This is a genomic window from Streptomyces sp. NBC_01363 (genome assembly GCF_026340595.1).
Lineage (GTDB): Bacteria > Actinomycetota > Actinomycetes > Streptomycetales > Streptomycetaceae > Streptomyces.
Genome location: NZ_JAPEPF010000002.1, coordinates 2,020,437 through 2,037,669 on the forward strand (window position 1 = coordinate 2,020,437; position 17,233 = coordinate 2,037,669).

General features: G+C 71.1%; 16 protein-coding genes and 5 pseudogenes. 10 read left to right on the forward strand and 11 right to left on the reverse strand.

Annotated features, from left to right (window positions below; all coding sequences use genetic code 11):
- Positions 1-100: 100 nt before the first annotated feature.
- The 3 genes from OG611_RS36880 to OG611_RS36890 all read left to right on the forward strand — a co-directional run bounded on the left by OG611_RS36880 (position 101) and on the right by OG611_RS36890 (position 3,186).
- Complete coding sequence (locus tag OG611_RS36880; RefSeq protein WP_266430437.1) at positions 101-772, forward strand: RNA polymerase sigma factor; 672 nt, start codon at positions 101-103, stop codon at positions 770-772.
- The gene (locus OG611_RS36885; protein ID WP_266430439.1) at positions 769-1,848 is read left to right on the forward strand and encodes a CU044_5270 family protein; all 1,080 of its coding nucleotides are present in this window, start codon (positions 769-771) and stop codon (positions 1,846-1,848) included. Before OG611_RS36880 ends, OG611_RS36885 begins: the two co-directional genes overlap by 4 nt.
- A gap of 273 nt (positions 1,849-2,121) precedes the next feature.
- Positions 2,122-3,186: an isocitrate lyase/phosphoenolpyruvate mutase family protein gene (locus tag OG611_RS36890; protein WP_266430441.1), complete on the forward strand. Its 1,065-nt coding sequence runs from the start codon at positions 2,122-2,124 to the stop codon at positions 3,184-3,186.
- 71 nt (positions 3,187-3,257) lie between these two features.
- Here OG611_RS36890 and OG611_RS36895 read toward each other — a convergent pair whose 3' ends face one another.
- The gene (locus OG611_RS36895; protein WP_266431420.1) at positions 3,258-4,025 is read right to left on the reverse strand and encodes a peptidase dimerization domain-containing protein; all 768 of its coding nucleotides are present in this window, start codon (positions 4,023-4,025) and stop codon (positions 3,258-3,260) included.
- Positions 4,025-4,441, reverse strand: a complete 417-nt coding sequence (locus OG611_RS36900; RefSeq protein WP_266430443.1) for a hypothetical protein — start codon at positions 4,439-4,441, stop codon at positions 4,025-4,027. Before OG611_RS36900 ends, OG611_RS36895 begins: the two co-directional genes overlap by 1 nt.
- Before the next feature lie 201 nt (positions 4,442-4,642).
- On the opposite strand from OG611_RS36900, the gene OG611_RS36905 reads away from it, so the two are divergent.
- Complete coding sequence (locus OG611_RS36905; protein WP_266430444.1) at positions 4,643-5,266, forward strand: TetR/AcrR family transcriptional regulator; 624 nt, start codon at positions 4,643-4,645, stop codon at positions 5,264-5,266.
- A gap of 49 nt (positions 5,267-5,315) precedes the next feature.
- On the opposite strand, the gene OG611_RS36910 is transcribed toward OG611_RS36905, so the two are convergent.
- Complete coding sequence (locus OG611_RS36910) at positions 5,316-5,471, reverse strand: hypothetical protein (RefSeq protein ID WP_266430446.1); 156 nt, start codon at positions 5,469-5,471, stop codon at positions 5,316-5,318.
- Positions 5,472-5,714: 243 nt separating this feature from the next.
- The gene (locus tag OG611_RS36915) at positions 5,715-6,476 is read right to left on the reverse strand and encodes a metallophosphoesterase (RefSeq protein WP_266430449.1); all 762 of its coding nucleotides are present in this window, start codon (positions 6,474-6,476) and stop codon (positions 5,715-5,717) included.
- 171 nt (positions 6,477-6,647) lie between these two features.
- Between OG611_RS36915 and OG611_RS40985 the strand changes: the two are divergent.
- A pseudogene (locus OG611_RS40985) lies at positions 6,648-6,938 on the forward strand (DUF4158 domain-containing protein); the annotation flags it as partial.
- Between the two features lie 99 nt (positions 6,939-7,037).
- Positions 7,038-8,321: an MFS transporter gene (locus OG611_RS36920; RefSeq protein ID WP_266431421.1), complete on the forward strand. Its 1,284-nt coding sequence runs from the start codon at positions 7,038-7,040 to the stop codon at positions 8,319-8,321.
- A gap of 112 nt (positions 8,322-8,433) precedes the next feature.
- Here the strand turns inward: OG611_RS36920 and OG611_RS36925 are convergent.
- From OG611_RS36925 to OG611_RS36935, 3 genes and pseudogenes are all read right to left on the reverse strand, one after another.
- Positions 8,434-8,895, reverse strand: a pseudogene (locus OG611_RS36925) (site-specific integrase); the annotation flags it as partial.
- Positions 8,896-9,035: 140 nt separating this feature from the next.
- Positions 9,036-9,683 (reverse strand): class I SAM-dependent methyltransferase, encoded by a 648-nt coding sequence (locus OG611_RS36930; protein WP_266430452.1) that lies wholly within the window; start codon positions 9,681-9,683, stop codon positions 9,036-9,038.
- 57 nt (positions 9,684-9,740) lie between these two features.
- Positions 9,741-9,881: pseudogene (locus OG611_RS36935) on the reverse strand (site-specific integrase); the annotation flags it as partial.
- Between the two features lie 205 nt (positions 9,882-10,086).
- On the opposite strand from OG611_RS36935, the gene OG611_RS36940 reads away from it, so the two are divergent.
- Both OG611_RS36940 and OG611_RS36945 read left to right on the forward strand, forming a co-directional pair.
- Positions 10,087-11,001 (forward strand): NADP-dependent oxidoreductase, encoded by a 915-nt coding sequence (locus tag OG611_RS36940; protein WP_266430454.1) that lies wholly within the window; start codon positions 10,087-10,089, stop codon positions 10,999-11,001.
- 19 nt (positions 11,002-11,020) lie between these two features.
- Positions 11,021-11,791: pseudogene (locus OG611_RS36945) on the forward strand (amidohydrolase family protein); the annotation flags it as partial.
- 138 nt (positions 11,792-11,929) lie between these two features.
- Here the strand turns inward: OG611_RS36945 and OG611_RS36950 are convergent.
- Together OG611_RS36950 and OG611_RS36955 are read right to left on the reverse strand one after the other, a co-directional pair.
- Positions 11,930-13,552 (reverse strand): hypothetical protein, encoded by a 1,623-nt coding sequence (locus OG611_RS36950; protein WP_266430457.1) that lies wholly within the window; start codon positions 13,550-13,552, stop codon positions 11,930-11,932.
- A 120-nt stretch (positions 13,553-13,672) separates the two neighbouring features.
- A pseudogene (locus OG611_RS36955) lies at positions 13,673-13,825 on the reverse strand (IS5/IS1182 family transposase); the annotation flags it as partial.
- 277 nt (positions 13,826-14,102) lie between these two features.
- On the opposite strand from OG611_RS36955, the gene OG611_RS36960 reads away from it, so the two are divergent.
- The gene (locus OG611_RS36960; RefSeq protein ID WP_266430460.1) at positions 14,103-15,290 is read left to right on the forward strand and encodes a serine hydrolase; all 1,188 of its coding nucleotides are present in this window, start codon (positions 14,103-14,105) and stop codon (positions 15,288-15,290) included.
- Here the strand turns inward: OG611_RS36960 and OG611_RS36965 are convergent, their stop codons facing one another.
- Positions 15,291-15,467 (reverse strand): hypothetical protein, encoded by a 177-nt coding sequence (locus OG611_RS36965; RefSeq protein ID WP_266430462.1) that lies wholly within the window; start codon positions 15,465-15,467, stop codon positions 15,291-15,293.
- Positions 15,464-16,024, reverse strand: coding sequence for a GNAT family N-acetyltransferase (locus OG611_RS36970; protein WP_266430465.1), 561 nt, complete (start codon positions 16,022-16,024; stop codon positions 15,464-15,466). The genes OG611_RS36965 and OG611_RS36970 overlap by 4 nt, the downstream gene beginning before the upstream one ends.
- 330 nt (positions 16,025-16,354) lie before the next feature.
- On the opposite strand from OG611_RS36970, the gene OG611_RS36975 reads away from it, so the two are divergent.
- The gene (locus tag OG611_RS36975; protein ID WP_266430468.1) at positions 16,355-17,140 is read left to right on the forward strand and encodes a hypothetical protein; all 786 of its coding nucleotides are present in this window, start codon (positions 16,355-16,357) and stop codon (positions 17,138-17,140) included.
- Positions 17,141-17,233 lie beyond the last annotated feature (93 nt).

Genomic DNA, 17,233 nt, shown 5'->3' on the forward strand with positions numbered 1-17,233 from the left:
CGTCACATCGGCTGCGGGGTCACGGCCCCGGACGGCGCATGTGGTGCACGTCACGGGAACCGGCGCAACGGACGCGGCAGAGCAGAGTGTGGAATCACTCATGAGGAATCGCTTCCGCTGCGGGGACCGCAGCGCGCTGGGAGAGCTGTACGACGAGCACTCCCAGGTGCTGTACCGCTACGCCCTTCGCGTGACCGGCGACTGGGCGGAGGCCGAGGACGTCGTCTCGGTGACCTTCCTGGAGGCGTGGCGCAGCCGGGAGAAGCTGCGCCCCGAAGGGGACAGCCTGCGCCCGTGGCTGCTGGGCATCGCCACCAACATCATGCGCCGCAACGCACGCGCCCGCCGACACCGTGACATCGCGCTCGCCCGCGTCCCGGAACGCGGCTCCGTCCCGGACTTCGTCGACGACCTGGTCACACACCTCGCGGATGCCGAGCAACTGCGTGCGGCGCACACCGCACTCGCCCGACTGCGGCGCCGCGACCGGGAGGTCTTCACCCTCGTGGTGTGGGAAGGCCTGGACTACGCGGCGGCGGCCGAGGCACTCGGCGTACCGGTCGGCACCGTCCGCTCACGCCTCTCCCGCGCCCGTACCCGACTGCGCGAGCTCGCCGACGCCGAGGCCCGCGCCGCACGCGCGCGGTCCGGGCGGTCCGGAGCCGGCCGGCCGGGCGCGGCGGAGGGCTGCGAACCCACTGCCACCTCCGACAAGCCCGTACCGGGCCGCATCCCCGCGGTCCGCTCGTCCAGCCAGGAGAACCACGGATGAACACCACCCCGCGGCACCCCACGGACCACCCGTCCGAGGAGAACGAACGCCTCGGCCTCACCGGTCTGCTGCCCCCGCCACCGGTCCCCGGCCTGACGCCCGACCGCGAACTGCTGCTGAAGCAGGCACTGCTGGCCGAGGCCGCCCTCGCCGAACCGCCCGGCAGGCTCACCGCACGGGCCACGCGCCCGCGTCGGCATCTGGTCCGGTTCGCGGCGCCGGCCGCAGCCTGCGCGCTGGCCGTCGGCGGCGTCGTGGTGGTGAACCTCGCGGACGCGCCGGGGCCCGGCCCCACCGAGGTCGCGGGCGGCGGCGCCACCGGCGCTCCCGAGGCAACGCGGCTCCTCGACCGCATCGCACTCGCCGCCGCCGGAGAGCAGCAGCCGACGGTCCGCGCCGACCAGTTCGTGTACGTCGAGAGCAAGGTCGCCTACGCCGCGCAGAGCGCCGGGGGAGGCCCCGTGACGATGCCTCCCGTGCACACGCGGCAGGTGTGGCTGTCCGCCGACGGCAGTCGCCCCGGCCTGCTGCGCGAGGCGGGCGAGCCCGCCACCCGGCCCGGCGCCGACGGACCCGTCGACACCCTCGACGGACCGGGGGCGACGCCCCGTCCGAGCACCCTGCACGCTTCGGGCCCGTCGGTCGGCAACCCCACCCACGCCTACGTCGCATCGCTGCCCACCGACCCCGACGCCCTGCTGAAGCTGATCCGGGACGAGACCCGGGGACAGGGCCAGGACCCGGACCAGCGCGCTTTCACCGCGATCGGTGACCTGCTGGCCGAGACATGGGCACCACCGCGGGTCGGCGCCGCGCTCTACCGGGCCGCCGCGAAGATCCCCGGGGTCACGGTGATCCAGGCGGCCCACGACGGCACGGGACGCGAGGGTGTTGCCGTCGCCCGCACGGCACACGGAGAGCAGACGCAGTGGGTCTTCGACCGGACCACGTACGCGTTCCTCGGGGAACGCACGGTCCTCGCCGAAGCCGGCGACGCCGGCCCGGCGGGAACCGTCGTCGGCACCTCCGCGGTCCTCACCAAGGCCGCCGTCGACCGTGCCGGTGAGACTCCCTGAGGGCTGTCCCGAGATCGCCGCACGGCTCGTCGACTCCGTGCGCGACTCCTTCGGCAAGTACGCCCCGGCACTCCCCACCGAGGCCGACGCGAGCCATGTCGATCGCCTCCTCGCCTCCTCGTCCTCACCGGCCGCGACCCGCACAGGGCGGCACCGTGCGCCCGAACGAGCCGCCGCCCCAGGAGGCGGGCTTCCCCGTTGCCCGCCGAAGGGCCTGACGCCGCCGGGACGGTTCGGCCGGTACCGAACCGTTTCGGCTCTAGCGTCGGAGCCATGACCTGCACGATGCACGAGTTCGGCCGCTATGCGGACGTGCGGGCGGCGCTCGCCGACCCGGCGCTTGTTCCGGAGCCGCCGACTGCGGACGGTGGTCCGGCCGGGGCGAGTGTCGCCTGGTTGCGCACCACCGTGGCCCGGTTCGCCGAGGGCGACCGGGTGCTGCTCGACCTCGCGGCGGCCGGTCGCGCACATCCCGTACCGCTCGCCTTCGGCGCCCCACCTCGCGTCTGCCCCGGCCGTGCCCACGCCCTGGCCCTGGCCGACGGCCTGCTCCAGCGCCCGCTGACCGCCTTCGCCCGTCTGCATCGCCAGGCCGCCACCCCGCTGTTGCTGCCCAACGCCTGGGACCATGCCTCGGCCGCCGCGCTGGTGGCGCAGGGCTTCGCAGCCGTCGGCACCACCAGCCTCGGTGTGGCCGCGGCCGTCGGTCTGCCGGACGGGGCGGCCGCCGCAGTCGAGGCGACCTTGGCGCTGGCCCGCCGACTCGGACAGGACTCCTTCCTGTTCACGGTCGACGCCGAAGGCGGATTCAGTGACGACGCGGCGGAAGTGGCCGAGCTGGCAAGCAAGTTGTACGACGCGGGCGCGGCGGGGATCAATCTGGAGGACGGCCGCCCCGACGGCACCCTTGCCCCGGTGGAGCTGCACGCCGCGAAGGTCGCGGCGGTGAAGGCCGCCGTGCCCGAGCTGTTCATCAACGCCCGCACCGACACCCACTGGTCGGGCCGCCAGGAGGAGGAGACCGCGACACGGCTGGCGACGTACGAACAGGCCGGTGCGGACGGGGTGTTCGTGCCGGGGCTGTCGGATCCGGACCGGATCGCCGAACTGGCCGCCACTCTCGTCGTCCCGTTGAACGTCCTGTACGCGCCGACCGGTCCCACCCTTGCCGAACTGGCCGCACTCGGCGTGCGCAGGGTCAGTCTCGGATCACTGTTGTACCGCAGAGCCCTGGCGGCGGCGGTGGAGACCGCGACCGCCATCCGGGACGGGCGGCCGACGGACCTGAGGGCCCCTTCCTACGCGGAGGTGCAGCGGCTGGCCGTGCCCGGTGTCTGAGGACTCGATTCCGCAACAGAGAAGGCGGGCCATGCCGGTGCACCCGTCCCGCGCCGGGCTCGCCGCGTGTCTCAGCGTTGCCGCGCGGACACGCAGCGGGCCCGCCACTTTGCGTCGGAGGCGAGGTCCAGGCCGGTCCACGCCATCGCGAGTGCGCCGTCGAGCAGCGCGTCGTCCCCCGCCGGGCTCGCGGCCTCCTCGGCGAACTGCCGTGTGTGCGGCATGCCCCGGGCCCCCAGCACCCCGAGGCCGGGGTGGACGGCGGGCAGGGCGTGGGTGACGTTGCCCATGTCCGTGGAGCCACCCGTGCCCTGCGGCACCGGGCCCGGCTCGGGCACCTCCCGCCCGGTCGCGCGCAAGTTGCGGGCGTACGCGGCCATCAGCGCGGCGTCCTGGCGCAGATCGAGGTAGTCGGGCTGGATCGGCCGCATCTCCATCGTCGTACCGGTGGCCAGCGCGGCGCCGCGGAAGCAGTTCAGCACCCGTTCCCGGAGATCGGTGAGCTCCTCGCCGGTGGGGGTGCGTACTTCGTACTCCAGCACCGAGCGCTCGGGGATGATGTTCGTGCGCTCCCCACCGAGACGGACGATCCCGGCCACCCGGTATCCGTCCCGCAACTGCTGGCGGAGCAGGCCCACCGCGACCTGGGCGACCACCGCCGCGTCCGCGGCGTTGAGCCCGCCCTCGGGGGCCGCGGCGGCATGTGACGCCCGGCCGGTGAAGGCGACCTCGAAGCGGGCGACCGCGTTGCTGGAGCCCCGTGGGTCCGTGATGTCGACGGGGAAGGGGTGCACCATCATCGCCACCGTCACATCGTCGAAGGCACCGCGTTCGAGCATCAGCACTTGCCGCCTCCCTCCTCCTCGGCCGGGGTGCCGAGCAGCTTCACCCGGAAGCCGAGTTCGTCTGCGGCCGCGGCCAGGGCTATGGCCGCGCCCGCGCCGGCGGCGCAGATGATGTTGTGCCCGCAGGCGTGGCCGATCTCCGGCAGCGCGTCGTACTCGGCGCACACCCCGACCGTCAGGTCACCGCTGCCGTACTCGGCGGTCAGCGCGGTCGGCAGATCGCACACCGCGCGATTCACGGCGAACCCGGCGCCCTCCAGCAGCACCGCGAGCCGTTCCGCGGCCCGGGTCTCGGCGAACGATGTCTCCGGATCGCCGTGCAGCTCGTGGCTGAGCTCCAGAAGCCGGTCCTTGTACTCGTCGAGCCGGGCGGCGACGCGGTCGCGCAGTGATGAGTCGGCTGCGGGCATGGGGCGATCCTCCACTCGATGCAGGCGGACGAAAATGGAAACGAGCAGTTTCCTTAATCGACTCCCATGTCTACCTCTCCGCCGGGAAAATGGCCAGAGGTGCGATCTCCCTGCGCACATGGTCACGTTCGGATAACTCCCGAGGGAAACCATTCGTTTCCTATTGACGTGGGGTGCCGGCATGCCCCGGAATGGGGTGCCATGGCGAAGAGCACTCAGCGGCCGGTCGGCCGGCCCCGCAGCGAGGACGTCCGCGACCGGGTCATCGGCGCGGCCGACGAGTTGCTCGCCGAGATCGGCTATCTCGGCATGACCATGGACGAGATCGCCGTACGCGCAAAGGTCTCCAAGAAGACCCTCTACCGGTGGTGGCCGCACAAGACCGCGGTGACCGCCGAGGTGCTCGTCGCCCGCGCCGATGTACGCGCCATTCCCGACCTCGACGACACCCGAGCCGAACTGCTCGTGGTCTTCGACTGCATCGACGAACTCACACGCGCCCGTGACACTTTCACGCGGCTGTGTCTGATCGAGGCCGCGGCCGACGAATCGGGCCTGCTCCAGTCCTTCCTCGACGTCGTGCTGCGGCGCCGCGACCAGGCCCGTGCCGTCGTACAGCGCGGGATCGCCCGCGGCGATCTGCCCGCGGACATCGACGCGGACGCACTCCTCGACCTGTGGAACGGATTCTTCGTCTACCGACGGTCCTTCCGTCCCGCGCCCGTGCACAAGGACACGGTGCGCCAGCTCGTCGAGCTCGCCCTGGCCGGACAGGTGCCGCGCCTGCCCGCCGAAGGCCGGGGCCCCAGCGGTTCGTCCGGCTGACCGAACCCGGTATCCGTACGGCGGGGCCGCCGTACGGATACCGCCCGTGTCAGGTCTCCTCGTCCTCCGCGCGGCGCTCGCCCTCCGCCTGCGACGGCTGGGTGCGCCTGGTGGCGGGGTGCCGCTCCTCGGCCGGATCCCTGTCCTCGTCCAGCCTCTCGCCTTCGGCCTGCGACGGAGTCGGGTACTCGATGTTTTCCCTCATGGCCGCCTCCGTGGTCGGATCGCGTGCCTACAAGACGAGCCTATCGCTTCCGTCCCGTCGGCGGTCCGGGCTGCCCGCACAGCCCGGGAACAGCCCGCCGGGCGGACGGGCGGACGGGAGGGCAGCCCGGACGCGGCGATCAGTGCCGTGGCGGCCGGTGCACGACCGGGGGCGAGATGGGTAAACGTCGTTGATCGTGTGGTCGGTGTTCGGCTGCCCGTTGTCATGGAAGGGGGGCGGGTGTCACGGAGTGTGGTCGCGTCCGTCCCGTGGGGCGAAGGCTCCGAGGGCGTCTGCGTCGCTCGCGCGTGCGTGCAGGAAGTAGTCGGCCCACTCGGTGATTTCGGGGTAGGACGAGTCCTGACCGACCTGGGTCGCGGCGGCCGCGATGTCGAAGTTCGTGGTCCGCAGTTCGACGCCAGGGCCCAGGAGGGCCCAGTGTGCTCCGGTTCTTCCGTAGGGCATGCCGATGCTGCCGGGGTTGACGACGAGCCGGCCGTGGGCGAGGCGGACGAACGGCATGTGGGTGTGGCCGCAGACCACGGTGCGGATGTCCGTATCGAGTCCGTTGAAGACTTCCTTCCAGCGGTCGAGGCGGGAGTCGACCAGGACGACCTCCTCGTCGTCACGGGGGGTCGCATGGCAGAACAGCACCTTCCCCAGGCCACGCAGGGAGAGGGAGGCCGATCGTGGCAACGAGCCGAGAAGGTCGAGATGGTCCTCGCGGAGCTGTTCGGCTGCCCAGGGGGCGATCGGGTCGGGGATCGTGTCGCGTTGCCCCCGGCGGTATTCAAGGAGTTCGCGGTCGGCGTTGCCGCTGATCCAGATGACGCGGTCGCCGAGGCCGGTCAGCAGGTCGAGAACCTGGGTCGGTTGCGGGCCGGCGGTGATGTCGCCGGTGAGCACGATGTGATCGGCGGTGCTGACGTCTGGTTCGGCGAGCACTGCCTCCAGGGCCGGCAGGACTCCGTGAATGTCGGACAGGACGGCTACTCGGTTCAGCATGGTCACCACTGTGGGGTGAAGGCAGCAGAGCGGGGTGATCTTTCGCCCGGCGCGTAGCTCAAGGCGGGGCGTTCGGCGTGCGTGGTCGCCGGGTGCGTAGTTCTTCCAGGGGCTCCGGCGTCGGTGGCGATGTGGGTGGTGCTGTTGTCGTGGTAGCCCAGTGATCGGGCGATGACGGGGGCCGGGGCCTGCTCCGAGGCGCCGTCGGCCGGGGCTGATCGTGCAGCGGGGTCTTGGCGGGTCGATGTTGTCGATCTCCGGAGGGCCGCGGTGGCGGTCGAGTCTCCGACGGATGAGCAGGCAGCTCGGCATGGGTCGTTCTTCGGGGCGCAGTCGCGGACGGAGCAGGGGCGGTTCTTCTCCCCGGACGATGTGGACCGGGAGAAGGCGCAGGCCGAGCGGTGTGCGTACAACCGGCTGCGGTTCACTGTCCAGTTGACGAGCGTGCGGTACTCGGGGCGAGAACCGAGAGCACCGCGTCGGCGTGTTGGTGACCAGCGGCATGGTCCGGGCCGTGGACCTGAGAACGGAGTTGGTGCTGTGACGGAATTGGCGAAGGTTGTGCAGGATGCCGGGTCGGAGACCGATGGCCCGAGCCTATGGCGGCAGCGGGATTTCATGCTGCTGTGGAGTGGCCAGACGGTCAGTGAGATGGGATCGGCGGTCACCCAGGTCGCTCTACCACTGCTGGCGGTCGTCGCGCTCAACGCGAGCACGTTCCAGGTCGGATTGCTGACCGCGGCCACCACGCTGGCGTTCGCGGTGATCGCGTTGCCGGCGGGTGCGATGGTGGACGGCGCTGCCAAGCGTTCCATCATGATCGTCTGCAACGTTCTCCGTCTGGTGATCATCGGCTCGGTTCCGGTGGCGGCGGCGTTCGGCGTCCTGACGATGGCGCAGCTGTACGTGGTCGCGGTGGCGGCGGGCGTGTGCTCGGTGTTCTTCGACGTCTCGTACCAGAGTTATGTGCCGTCACTCATCCGCGCCGACGACCTGATGAGCGCCAACGGCAAGCTCGGAACCACCCAGGCGTTCGCGCAGCTCGGGGGACCGAGTCTGGGCGGCGGGCTGGTCGGGTTGTTCGGCGCCGCGGGGGCGATGACGGCCGACGCGGTCTCCTACGCGGTCTCGGCCCTGTCGATCCTCGGGATCAGGACCCGGGAGGAGCCGCCGCCGGAGCGGTCGGCGGACGAGACACTGCGGCGCCGGATCTCCGAGGGGCTGAAGTTCGTTTTCGGGCACAGCATTCTGCGCAGGGTCGTGGCGTGCACGGGCACCGCGAACCTGTTCAGCGGCATGAGTACGGCGCTGGCGATGGTCTTCCTCGTCCGGGTGCTGCACGTGCGTCCCGCGCTGACCGGGCTGATCATGGCGGGCGCGGCCATCGGCGGGATCGCCGGGGGAGCGTTCGCCGGCCGGCTCGCCAAGAAGGTCGGCTCGGCGCGCATCATCTGGGTGTCGATGCTGGTCTTCAGCGCGCCGCAGGTCATCGCGGCGGCCGCCTGGCAGGGCTGGGGAGTGCTGCTGTTCCCGCTGGGCTGGGGCATCGCGTACTTCTCGGGGATGGTCTACAACATCGCCCAGCTCAGCTACCGGCAATCGGTGACACCGCCGGAGCTGATGGGCCGGATGAATGCGGCCGTCCGCTGGGTCGTGTGGGGCACGTTGCCGCTCGGCGGCGCTCTGGGCGGGGTACTCGGCACCCTGATCGGGGTGCGGCCCGCACTCTGGCTGGCGTTCATCGGTTCCTGGGCGGCCGGCTGGTTCGTGTTCTTCTCCCCGCTCCGCCGCATGCGCGATGTTCCCCAACCCGCGCCCGCGTCCGCCCCCGAAGCCACGAGGTGACAGTGAGCGCAGGGTCGTTGCCGGGGGCTACGCATGCGGCATGGGCGAGGAGAGCCGGCCGACGATCCCGGCAAGCCGCGCAAGTGGGATCCAGCCGTGTCGTGCTGGGGGCCGGCTTCTTGTGCGGGGACTTGGGCATCGGCATCAGCAGGCTCGCCCCGGCCTCGCCGAGGTGCGTCAGCCCGGAGTGACGGTACTCGTGCAGGTCCCAGCCCGTGCCCGGCCCGCGCGGAGTGGTGCGCTGGTCCAGCAACGCGCGGGCCCGCCCGTAGGAGAGGCGGGCCGGTCCTGTGGCCGGGCAGACATCGCGTGGGGAGACCACCTTGTCCGGGCCGGGACGGCGATGGGTGACGAACACCGGCCCGGGGTGCGGTCCCGGATCAGCCTCGGCAGCAACCGGGCGGTCCCGGCATCCCCGCACCCCGTCTCCGGCGCGTACCCTTCGCGCACCGCACCGCACCGCACCGCGGCGGCGGACCTTCGGCTGGGCACCCTTCGACTGCATCGGGCAGCGGCGGCCGGCCGGGCCCAGCTCCTCGATGCCGACGTCCAGGATTTCCTCGGCGTGTGCGCACGCGTGTGGCAGGACCGTCGTGGTGGTCCGGAGGGCATCTGGGAGGTCCGGGAGCTTCCTGCCTCGGCCGACGCGGTCGTCCGGCTCGGCGCCTTCCGGCAAGCTCGATGCGGTCGCGCGCTCGGCCGGACAGCGGCGACCTAGGCTTTGCGGGCGAGCAGTTGAATCTCCTGGAACTGCCGTCGGTCGGTGGGCTCGGGCTCGCGAACCATCCGGGCCACCTCGGCCAACCCGGACTCGCGCAGCATCGCGGCGAGGTGATCGGGCGCCCACCGATAGGCAGGCGCGACCGCGTGATCGAAGACCTGCGTCGGGTGAGACGGACCATCGCTGGCCGAGAAGCCGATCAGAAGGTGGCCGCCAGGTGCCAGCACGCGGTGGAACTCCGCCAGGATGACGGGGAGTTCCTCCGGCGGAGTGTGGATGATGGACCAACGTGAGAGTACGCCGCCCAGCACGCCGTCAGCGATGTTCAACGCGGTCATCGAGCCCACGTCGAACCGTAGGTCCGAATTGGCTTGTCGAGCCAACTCGATCATCGCAGGAGAGGCATCGACGCCAAACGCCGCCAGCCCCAACTGGTCCAGATGAGCGGTGATATGCCCAGGCCCACACCCCAGGTCCGCGACCTCGCCATCCCCACTCGCACGTACGACCTCGGCGAAGGCACTCAAGATCGCGCGGTCCAACGGCCTGTCACGCAGCGTGTCGCGGAACAGCTGGTCATAGGTGGTGGCAGCAGCATCGTAGGCTTCGCGGGTGGCGCTGTGGGCATCGTGTTCGACCATGCTCGCCACAGTAGTTCCCGGCGCTGAGGCGAGCCGGGAGAATCACGATCTTCCCTCCAGCCGCTTCACCCAGGCCCGGCCCATCGGCCCGTCATAGCCGCACTCGGTGCACCAGCCGGTCCAGGACAGCACCGCGCCGCGCCGGGTGTGGCAGGTGTACACCGCCGCCGTGCCCCGCAGCAGTTCCAGGGCCTCGCCGTCGGCCTCCCACTTGGACCGGCGGGGGCTCGGCGTTCGATCCGACGCGGATGCTCCTCGAACCCCGCCCGGCGTCACCCGTGCGGCCCGCCTTTCGGCCAGGTGGAACCGCTCGGAGGGCGGGCCGGGTCCGCAGCCGGGAGGATCGACGCTGGATCACACGCGGCTCGCCCGGGCACGCGGCATGTCGACATAGGAGACAGGGATGGAAGCGATTGTTTTCGAGGAGTTCGGCGGACCTGATGTGCTGCACCTCGTGCAGTCACCCGATCCGCATCCCGGCCCCGGGCAGATCCGGGTGCGGGTGCGGGCCGCCGGAGTGAACCCGTTGGACTACAAGATCCGCAGGGGCTGGATGGAGCAGATGTTTCCCACCGTCCTCCCCGCGACGCCGGGCAACGAGTTCGCCGGGGTCGTCGACGAGGTGGGTGACGGAGTCACCGGTTTCGTGGTCGGCGACGAGGTCCTCGGCTGGACTGCCACCGGCGCCTACGCCACCCTCGCGCTGGCCGACACCGGGACCGTGGCCCTCAAGCCGTCCGAGCTGAGCTGGGAGAACGCGGCCGCCCTGCCCATCGCGACGGAGACGGCGGCGCGAGTGCTCGACGAGCTCGGGGTCGGTGACGGTGACACCCTGCTGCTGCACGGTGCGGCCGGCGGCGTCGGCTCGGCCGGCGTCCAGCTGGCGCTGGCCCGCGGCGCGACGGTGATCGGGACGGCCTCTCCGGCGAACCACGCGTATCTGCGCGAGCTGGGTGCCATTCCGGTGGCGTACGGAGAGGGGCTGGTGGACCGGGTACGGGAGGCCGCCCCGCAAGGCGTGGACGCGGTCTTCGACGCGGCGGGGCAGGGCGCGCTGCCCGACTCCATCGAGCTGCGCGGCGGCACGACCGAGCGGATCGTCACCATCGCCGACGCGGACGCGGCGAAGTACGGAGTGGCCTTTTCGGGCGGAGGCATCGAGCGGGCCGGCGAGCGGCTCGCGGAGAACGCCCGGACCGCCGCGGCGGGCCGCCTGACGGTGCCGGTCGCGCAGACCTTCGCCCTCGGCGATGCGGCGAAGGCGCAGCAGCTGAGCGAGGAGGGGCACGTACGAGGAAAGCTGGTACTGCTGCCCTGACCGCCGGGCATCGGGGGCGGGCCTGGTCGACGGCCACATCCACCCAGTCATGGGCGCCGAGCTCACCCACGGCCTGGACCTGTCCGGGTGCACCACTCTCGACGAGGTACGTCAGGCCCTGGCGCGGGAGGTCCGATCACTGGCACCCGGAGCATGGCTGCACGGCTGGGGCCTGGACCCGAACGTTTTCGGCGACCGGCCCGTCGCATCCGCCGCCCTCGGACCGGTCCTGGACGGCGTCCCGGCCCTCTTGCTGCTCTTCGACGCCCACTCCATGCTCGCCAGCCCTCGTGCGCTGGAACTCGCCGGTGTCGACGGGCCCCGCAGTTTCGAGCAGTTCGCCGAGATCGTGTGCGACGAAGCGGGCCGCCCCACCGGTCTGCTGCTGGAGGACGCCGCCTGCGAACTGGTCGAACGGGCGGCACCGCGGATCGCCCCCGCCGAGCGCCGCGCCCGCCTCGCCTCGGCGCTGCGCGACGTGTCGAGGCGGGCTCACCGGCGGCCACGCGATGGACGCCAACGGCGAGAGCCTGTCGCTGTACGCCGAACTCGACGAGGCGGGTGAACTGCCGCTGCGCCTGAGGGGCGCCCCCTGGTGCCAGCCCGGTGCCGACAGCAAGACCGTGGCCGACCTCATCGGGCAGCAGGGCACGGGGGCCGGCTGTGGGAGGTGGCGGGCGTCAAGCTCTTCATGGACGGCACCATCGACAACGGCACCACCTGGCTGGAGCGGCCCGACTGCCACGGCGAGTCCACCCACGCCTTCTGGCCCGACCCCGAGTCCTTCACCGGCCGCTCACCACGCCCGCGGCCGACCTGGCCGGCCTTCCCGTCGTGCTCACCGTGGTCGACGGCCGCACCACCCACCGAGACTCCGGCCTGTGACGGCGCGAGGGGCGAGGCGGCATCCCCGGAAGACCTTCACCCCTCACCCCTCATCCCTCATTCCCCGTTCATCGAACGCCTGACCGGGGTGTCGCACGCCGATACGGTCGACGGCACACGTCCCGGGGACACTGGTGCTGTCGGCGTGCTGACCGAGGTGGGTCAGGCGGAGTGTGTTGCGTCCCGCCCGCAGGGCGACCTGGGTGAACTCCGGCTCGGCGTAGGTCATGACCGGGCTGTAGAGGTCGAGCGGCTCTCCGACCGTGGTGCCGTTCACCGAGAGTCGGTAGATGCCCCTGGAGTAGTGCCGCTTCACCCGCAACCGCAGGGTTCGCAGGCCGGCTTCCGGTTGCTGGAACTCGAAGGTCAGCGCATCGCCGGTGGCGGCCGGTGTGAACAACAGCCCGTGACCGGCGCCGCATTGGGCATCGGCGAAGATCTCGGCGCGGCCTCCCGAGGCGGTGAAGGCGAGCGCCTCCGCCTCTGCCATCCAGTCCAGGGGGCGCGGCGTCCAGTTGCCGCGCGAGTCGCAGAGCACCACCCGGGTGCGGTCGGTGGCGGCCTCCGTGTCGGTATAGGCGACCATGCGGCCATCGGGCGAGAAGGCCGGATGAGGATGCCCGGGATGCGCGGATCCCCAGCCCACCGTGCCGAGCGTGCGCGGTGGGTGTACGCCTGTCAGGTCCACCAGGGCCACCGCCCCCACCTGCCCGCGCGCCGAGCCGTTGCGACCGTTGGTGTCGGTCACGGCCCAACGGCCGTCCGCGGTGAGGTCGCAGTGGTTGTACGCGCCGTTCGTGCCCGAGGGCCCCGGCGCCAGCAGCCGGTCCGGCCGGTCGTCCGGGTGGACCATCCACAGTCCCGAGGCGCTGCCGCCGATGCCCACGGCGAGGCAGCCGGTGTCGGCACCGGACTTCCACACGTTGTGGGTGCCGATCGGTACGCCCGCGGCGGCCTGGTCCCAGATCAGCTTGCCGTGCGGCGCGTGGACCGGATGCAGCGCCCAGGCGAGGATGTTGCCGCCGAGCGAGTACCCGATCCATTCGGGGTCGTGGGCGCTGTACTGGAAGTGGGTGGCGAACGCGTCCCCCGAGAAGACCTCTCGGACCCGGCCGCCCGTGAGCTCGATCTCCACCGCTGTGGTCGGTCCGGCGGTGATCGGTGCCGGGTAGTGGCTGCACAGCACCCGGTCGCCCGCCGGATGCAGATTGACGACGACGCTGAGCGCGCGGCCCGGCGGCGGTGAGTAGAGCTTCACGGGCGAGGGATCGGCCAGGTCGATCAACCAGACCGCGTTCTCGGCGCAGGTGACGAGGCGTCCGGAGTGGATGTTCCACCAGACGAACGGATTCCGGTCGTCCGCCGGAGTGACGAATCGCGCCAGGAACCGCTCCTTGCCGGAGCGCAGATTCACCTCCCACAGGCTCGTGGCCCCGGTCTCCCGCTGACCGAGCACGATGCGGTCGGCATCGGCGAAGCCGTTGTGGGTGGGGTACGTGAAGTAGCGCCGCTGGTCGAACGAACTGAGGTGGCGCACCTCGAACGGTTCCTGGGCCGTGGCGGCGGCAGCGGCCTCGCTCGCGGCTCCCGTCCCGGCGGTGAATCCTGCGGCCAGCACAACCAGCCCGGCCATGCGGCCGAACCCTCTGCGGGTGATCTCACTCATGGCGTCCTCACTCATGCGTGCTCACGGTGGGTGGCGCTCAGCTTCGAACCAGCCGATGGATGAAGTCAAGGTACTAATACGAATTAGTAGGTGCAGGGCGGCAGTTCGGGGCGTGCTGGCCTTGCGTTCGTAGCTGCGGTGCGGGCGTCGGCAGGCGGCCGGCCAGGACACGGTCCGCTCGACCACCCAGCGGTGGCGTCCGAGTCGCTGTGAGGACTCGATGCCCTTGCGTGCGATGCGGTGTCGGATGCCGCGTGTGCGGAGTCATCGGCGCAGGTGCCGTGTCCGGCCTTCTCACGGCAGGCGTTTTCGCCGCACCGTTCGTCGTGGCGCTGGTGGTCGTGCTCGTTCGGGGGTCCGGGGATCGGCGGCGGCGCGGCGGGCGTACCTCGCCGCCTTCGGGTGGACGGCCTGGTTCTGGCGCGTTGCACCGAGCGCGTGAGGTTTGCCAGGACGGCCACCGGTGTGCGGGGCGGCTCAGTGGGTGATGGGGGAGCTCTCCGGGGTGGCCCCGATGTCCGGGCCCGTGTCCGACGGCAGTGTGAGGGGCATGACCTCAACACACATGTCACGAAGGGTCTTTGCGGGCCTCGCCATGTCGGGGGCCGCCGCGCTGGCCGCCACCGCGATGCTGCCCGCGCGCCGCGCCACCGCTGTTCCCGCTCCTCTCCCGCCGCTGGATCCCACGGCCCTGCGGGCGGCGATCGACGACCTGGAACACCCGCCGTCGACCGCGGCCCAGCTGCGAGTCGGCGGCACGGTCGGCCACTGGTACGGCACCTCGGGTGTGGCCGACATCAGGACGCAGCGGCCGGTGACGGGGCACGACAAGGTCCGGATCGGCAGCCTCACCAAGGTCTTCGTCGCCACGGTGGTGCTGCAACTGGTGGCCGAGGGCCGGGTTGTGCTGGACGCGCCGGTGCGACGCATCCTCCCGGGCCTGCTGCCGGACCGGTTCGCCGCTGTCACCCTGGCGCACCTGCTGAACCACACCAGCGGGATACCGGACCACATCGGCATCCCTGAGCCGGCGACCGCGCAGGAGGTGTTCCGCCACCGATTCGACCACTGGACGCCACAGGAGTGGGTGGCGACGGCGACACACGGACCGCTGAAGTTCGCCCCGGGCACCCGGCAGGAGTACCGCGGCATCAACTACGTCCTGGCCGCACTGATCATCGACAAGGTGACCGGCCGCCCGTACGGGGAGGCCGTCACGGCCCGGATTCTGCGCCCGTTGGGCCTGGCGCGTACCGTCGTGCCCGGCGACGACCCGCGCATCCACGGCCGTCACGTGCACGGCTACCTGGCCATGGCCGATGGCGGCCTGCGGGACATCACCGCGTACGACCGGTCCGCCAACCGGGGCGAAGGCGACATGATCTCCACCACGGGAGACCTCGACCGGATGCTCGCCGCACTGTTCTCCGGCGAACTGCTCCCACCGGAGCTGCTGCAACTGCTGTTCACCCTGCCTCCGGACGACGTACGGATGCTGGACGGCTCCCCGGCCCGCTACAGCACCGGGTTGCAGCAGGCCACCGTCAACGGCGTCACCCTCTGGGGCAAGACCGGCGAGACGTACGGCTACAAGAACGCCGCGTTCTCCACTCGTGACCAGGAGCGCCGCTTCGTGCTCGCGTACCATCCGACGTCCGTCCGCAACGGCGAGGAGAGCCGGATGATCGCTCGGGTCGCCGACCTGCTCACCCGCAACCCGGGCACCGGAGTCTCGTGATCAGCACACCCACGGGTCTGCCTCTTCGACCGTGGAGAGGTCGATCCGGGCCCGGTCGACCCGGGGACGGGTGGTGGGACCGGTGGGTTCCCCCGTGGAGAGGTCGATCCGGGCCCGGTCGACCCGGGGACGGGTGGTGGGACCGGTGGGTTCCCCGTTGCCCGGAGGCCGAGTCATGTTTCCTCCAGGGGCTGTTGGGCAGGATGCGGGTCCGTCGCGAGGCGTGCGTGCATCTCGACGTCGTAGCGGATGCCGTCGTAGGCGAGCTTCTGCCGCTGGAGACCCTCGGCGGTGAAGCCGGACGCGAGGGCAGCTCGGCAGGAAGCGGGGTTGTCGGTGCGGTGCCCCAGTTCCAGGCGGAACAGTCCCAGATCGGCGAAACACCAGTTGGCCGGCGCCCGGCAGCCGTGGGTTGCCACGCCCCTGCCGCGGGCAGCGGAGGCAGTCCAGTAGGAGACCCATCCGGTGGAGTGCCGAGGATCGACGTTGCTGACCGAGACACTGCCCAGCGCCGTGTCGGTGCTGTCCGCGACGGCGAAGCTGTAGGCAACTCGTCGGTGCCATTGGTCCTTCCGCCGCTGGAGCCATTGTTCGGCGTCTGCGGTAGTGGTGACGGACGCATCGGCCTGCCGTTCCATCACCGGTTCCGCGAACGCCTTCAGCACCGAGGGAGCATCGGAGATTTCCCAAGGGCGCGGGACCATTCCTGCAGGCAGAAGAATTCGATCACGCATCTCGTCAATTGTCCCCGCTGCTCCAGGGGCGACACCACCGGATCGGTCGACGCACCACGGCACTCCGCGGCAGCCGCACTCCGTGGCCGCAGCGCAGCAGCCGGAGGCCATGCGCGACCGTGCAGTGCAGCCCCCACCGTTCCCCTCGGCATGCCTCACCGATGACGGTCGCCGGCTGTCCCGCCCGAAAGCCGGAACGGCCTTGAGGCGCGGCTCTGGTCGAGGTCGCGCGTGCGGCGGCCGGAGCGCAGGTGGTCCGGGTGCGGAACGCCACACGGTGATCGTTACTCTGTTGCCCCGCCACCGGGCGGGGCAGAACAGGGGTGGGACATGCACAGAAGAATCGCCGCGCTCGCCGCGGTGGGAGCGGTTGCCGCCGCGGTCATGGTGGCGCCGGCCGCACACGCGGAGGGGCGCGGTGACATACGGGTCACCAAGACCGTCGTGAATGACGGCGGCAGCGTGATCGTCGGGATCAAGAACGTCAAGCGATTCCCGATCACCATGACGATCAAGGACAATTCGGGGGTGAAGAAGGTCAGCTCGGTGTCCGCGATCAACCGGACCAATGGTCACGGACCGGTGGACTACCTCGGTACGACATGCAGGAAGACCAGCACGACGACCTCCGTGTGCACCGCGACGATGGAGTTCGACCCGTCGTGGATCGACTCCTACGGAAGCGGCAACGAGGGCTGGGACGCCAACGCGGTCGCGGGCCACTGGCAGGTCGACGCCACGGTCCACGCCAATGACGGGGACTACTGGATCTCGGACAGCATCGCCTCGTTCAAGATGAAGCGTGCCGCGACCCTGACCACCGACGCCGCGCCCGAGCCCGTGCGGAAGGGCGGCACGCTCACCGTCACCGGAAAGCTGTCACGGGCCAACTGGACGGACCTGAAGTACCACGCGTTCACCAAGCAGGTGGTGAAGCTTCAGTACAAGAAGCCGGGCGGCAGGTACAGCACGGTGAAGACCGCGACCACGGACAGCAAGGGCCACCTCCGCACGACGGTGAAGGCCGCCGCTTCGGGCAGCTGGCGCTGGGCGTTCCTCGGTACGAACACGACCATGAAGGTCGTCTCGACGGGTGATGCCGTCACGGTGAAGTGATCTCGCGGCGGGCCGGGAAACGGCCCGCCGACGGGCCACCCCTCGTGCCGGACCCGGCACGCAACGACCTGCTCGAATCCGGCACCCGGGAGC

Excerpts from the sequence above, each read along its gene's own strand:
- OG611_RS36880 (WP_266430437.1), top strand. The coding sequence starts at position 101 with ATGAGGAATCGCTTCCGCTGCGGGGACCGCAGCGCGCTGGGAGAGCTG.
- OG611_RS36885 (WP_266430439.1), top strand. The coding sequence starts at position 769 with ATGAACACCACCCCGCGGCACCCCACGGACCACCCGTCCGAGGAGAAC.
- OG611_RS36890 (WP_266430441.1), top strand. The coding sequence starts at position 2,122 with ATGACCTGCACGATGCACGAGTTCGGCCGCTATGCGGACGTGCGGGCG.
- OG611_RS36895 (WP_266431420.1), bottom strand. The coding sequence starts at position 4,025 with ATGCTCGAACGCGGTGCCTTCGACGATGTGACGGTGGCGATGATGGTG.
- OG611_RS36900 (WP_266430443.1), bottom strand. The coding sequence starts at position 4,441 with ATGCCCGCAGCCGACTCATCACTGCGCGACCGCGTCGCCGCCCGGCTC.
- OG611_RS36905 (WP_266430444.1), top strand. The coding sequence starts at position 4,643 with ATGGCGAAGAGCACTCAGCGGCCGGTCGGCCGGCCCCGCAGCGAGGAC.
- OG611_RS36910 (WP_266430446.1), bottom strand. The coding sequence starts at position 5,471 with ATGAGGGAAAACATCGAGTACCCGACTCCGTCGCAGGCCGAAGGCGAG.
- OG611_RS36915 (WP_266430449.1), bottom strand. The coding sequence starts at position 6,476 with ATGCTGAACCGAGTAGCCGTCCTGTCCGACATTCACGGAGTCCTGCCG.
- OG611_RS36930 (WP_266430452.1), bottom strand. The coding sequence starts at position 9,683 with ATGGTCGAACACGATGCCCACAGCGCCACCCGCGAAGCCTACGATGCT.
- OG611_RS36940 (WP_266430454.1), top strand. The coding sequence starts at position 10,087 with ATGGAAGCGATTGTTTTCGAGGAGTTCGGCGGACCTGATGTGCTGCAC.
- OG611_RS36950 (WP_266430457.1), bottom strand. The coding sequence starts at position 13,552 with ATGAGTGAGATCACCCGCAGAGGGTTCGGCCGCATGGCCGGGCTGGTT.
- OG611_RS36960 (WP_266430460.1), top strand. The coding sequence starts at position 14,103 with ATGACCTCAACACACATGTCACGAAGGGTCTTTGCGGGCCTCGCCATG.
- OG611_RS36965 (WP_266430462.1), bottom strand. The coding sequence starts at position 15,467 with ATGACTCGGCCTCCGGGCAACGGGGAACCCACCGGTCCCACCACCCGT.
- OG611_RS36970 (WP_266430465.1), bottom strand. The coding sequence starts at position 16,024 with ATGCGTGATCGAATTCTTCTGCCTGCAGGAATGGTCCCGCGCCCTTGG.
- OG611_RS36975 (WP_266430468.1), top strand. The coding sequence starts at position 16,355 with ATGCACAGAAGAATCGCCGCGCTCGCCGCGGTGGGAGCGGTTGCCGCC.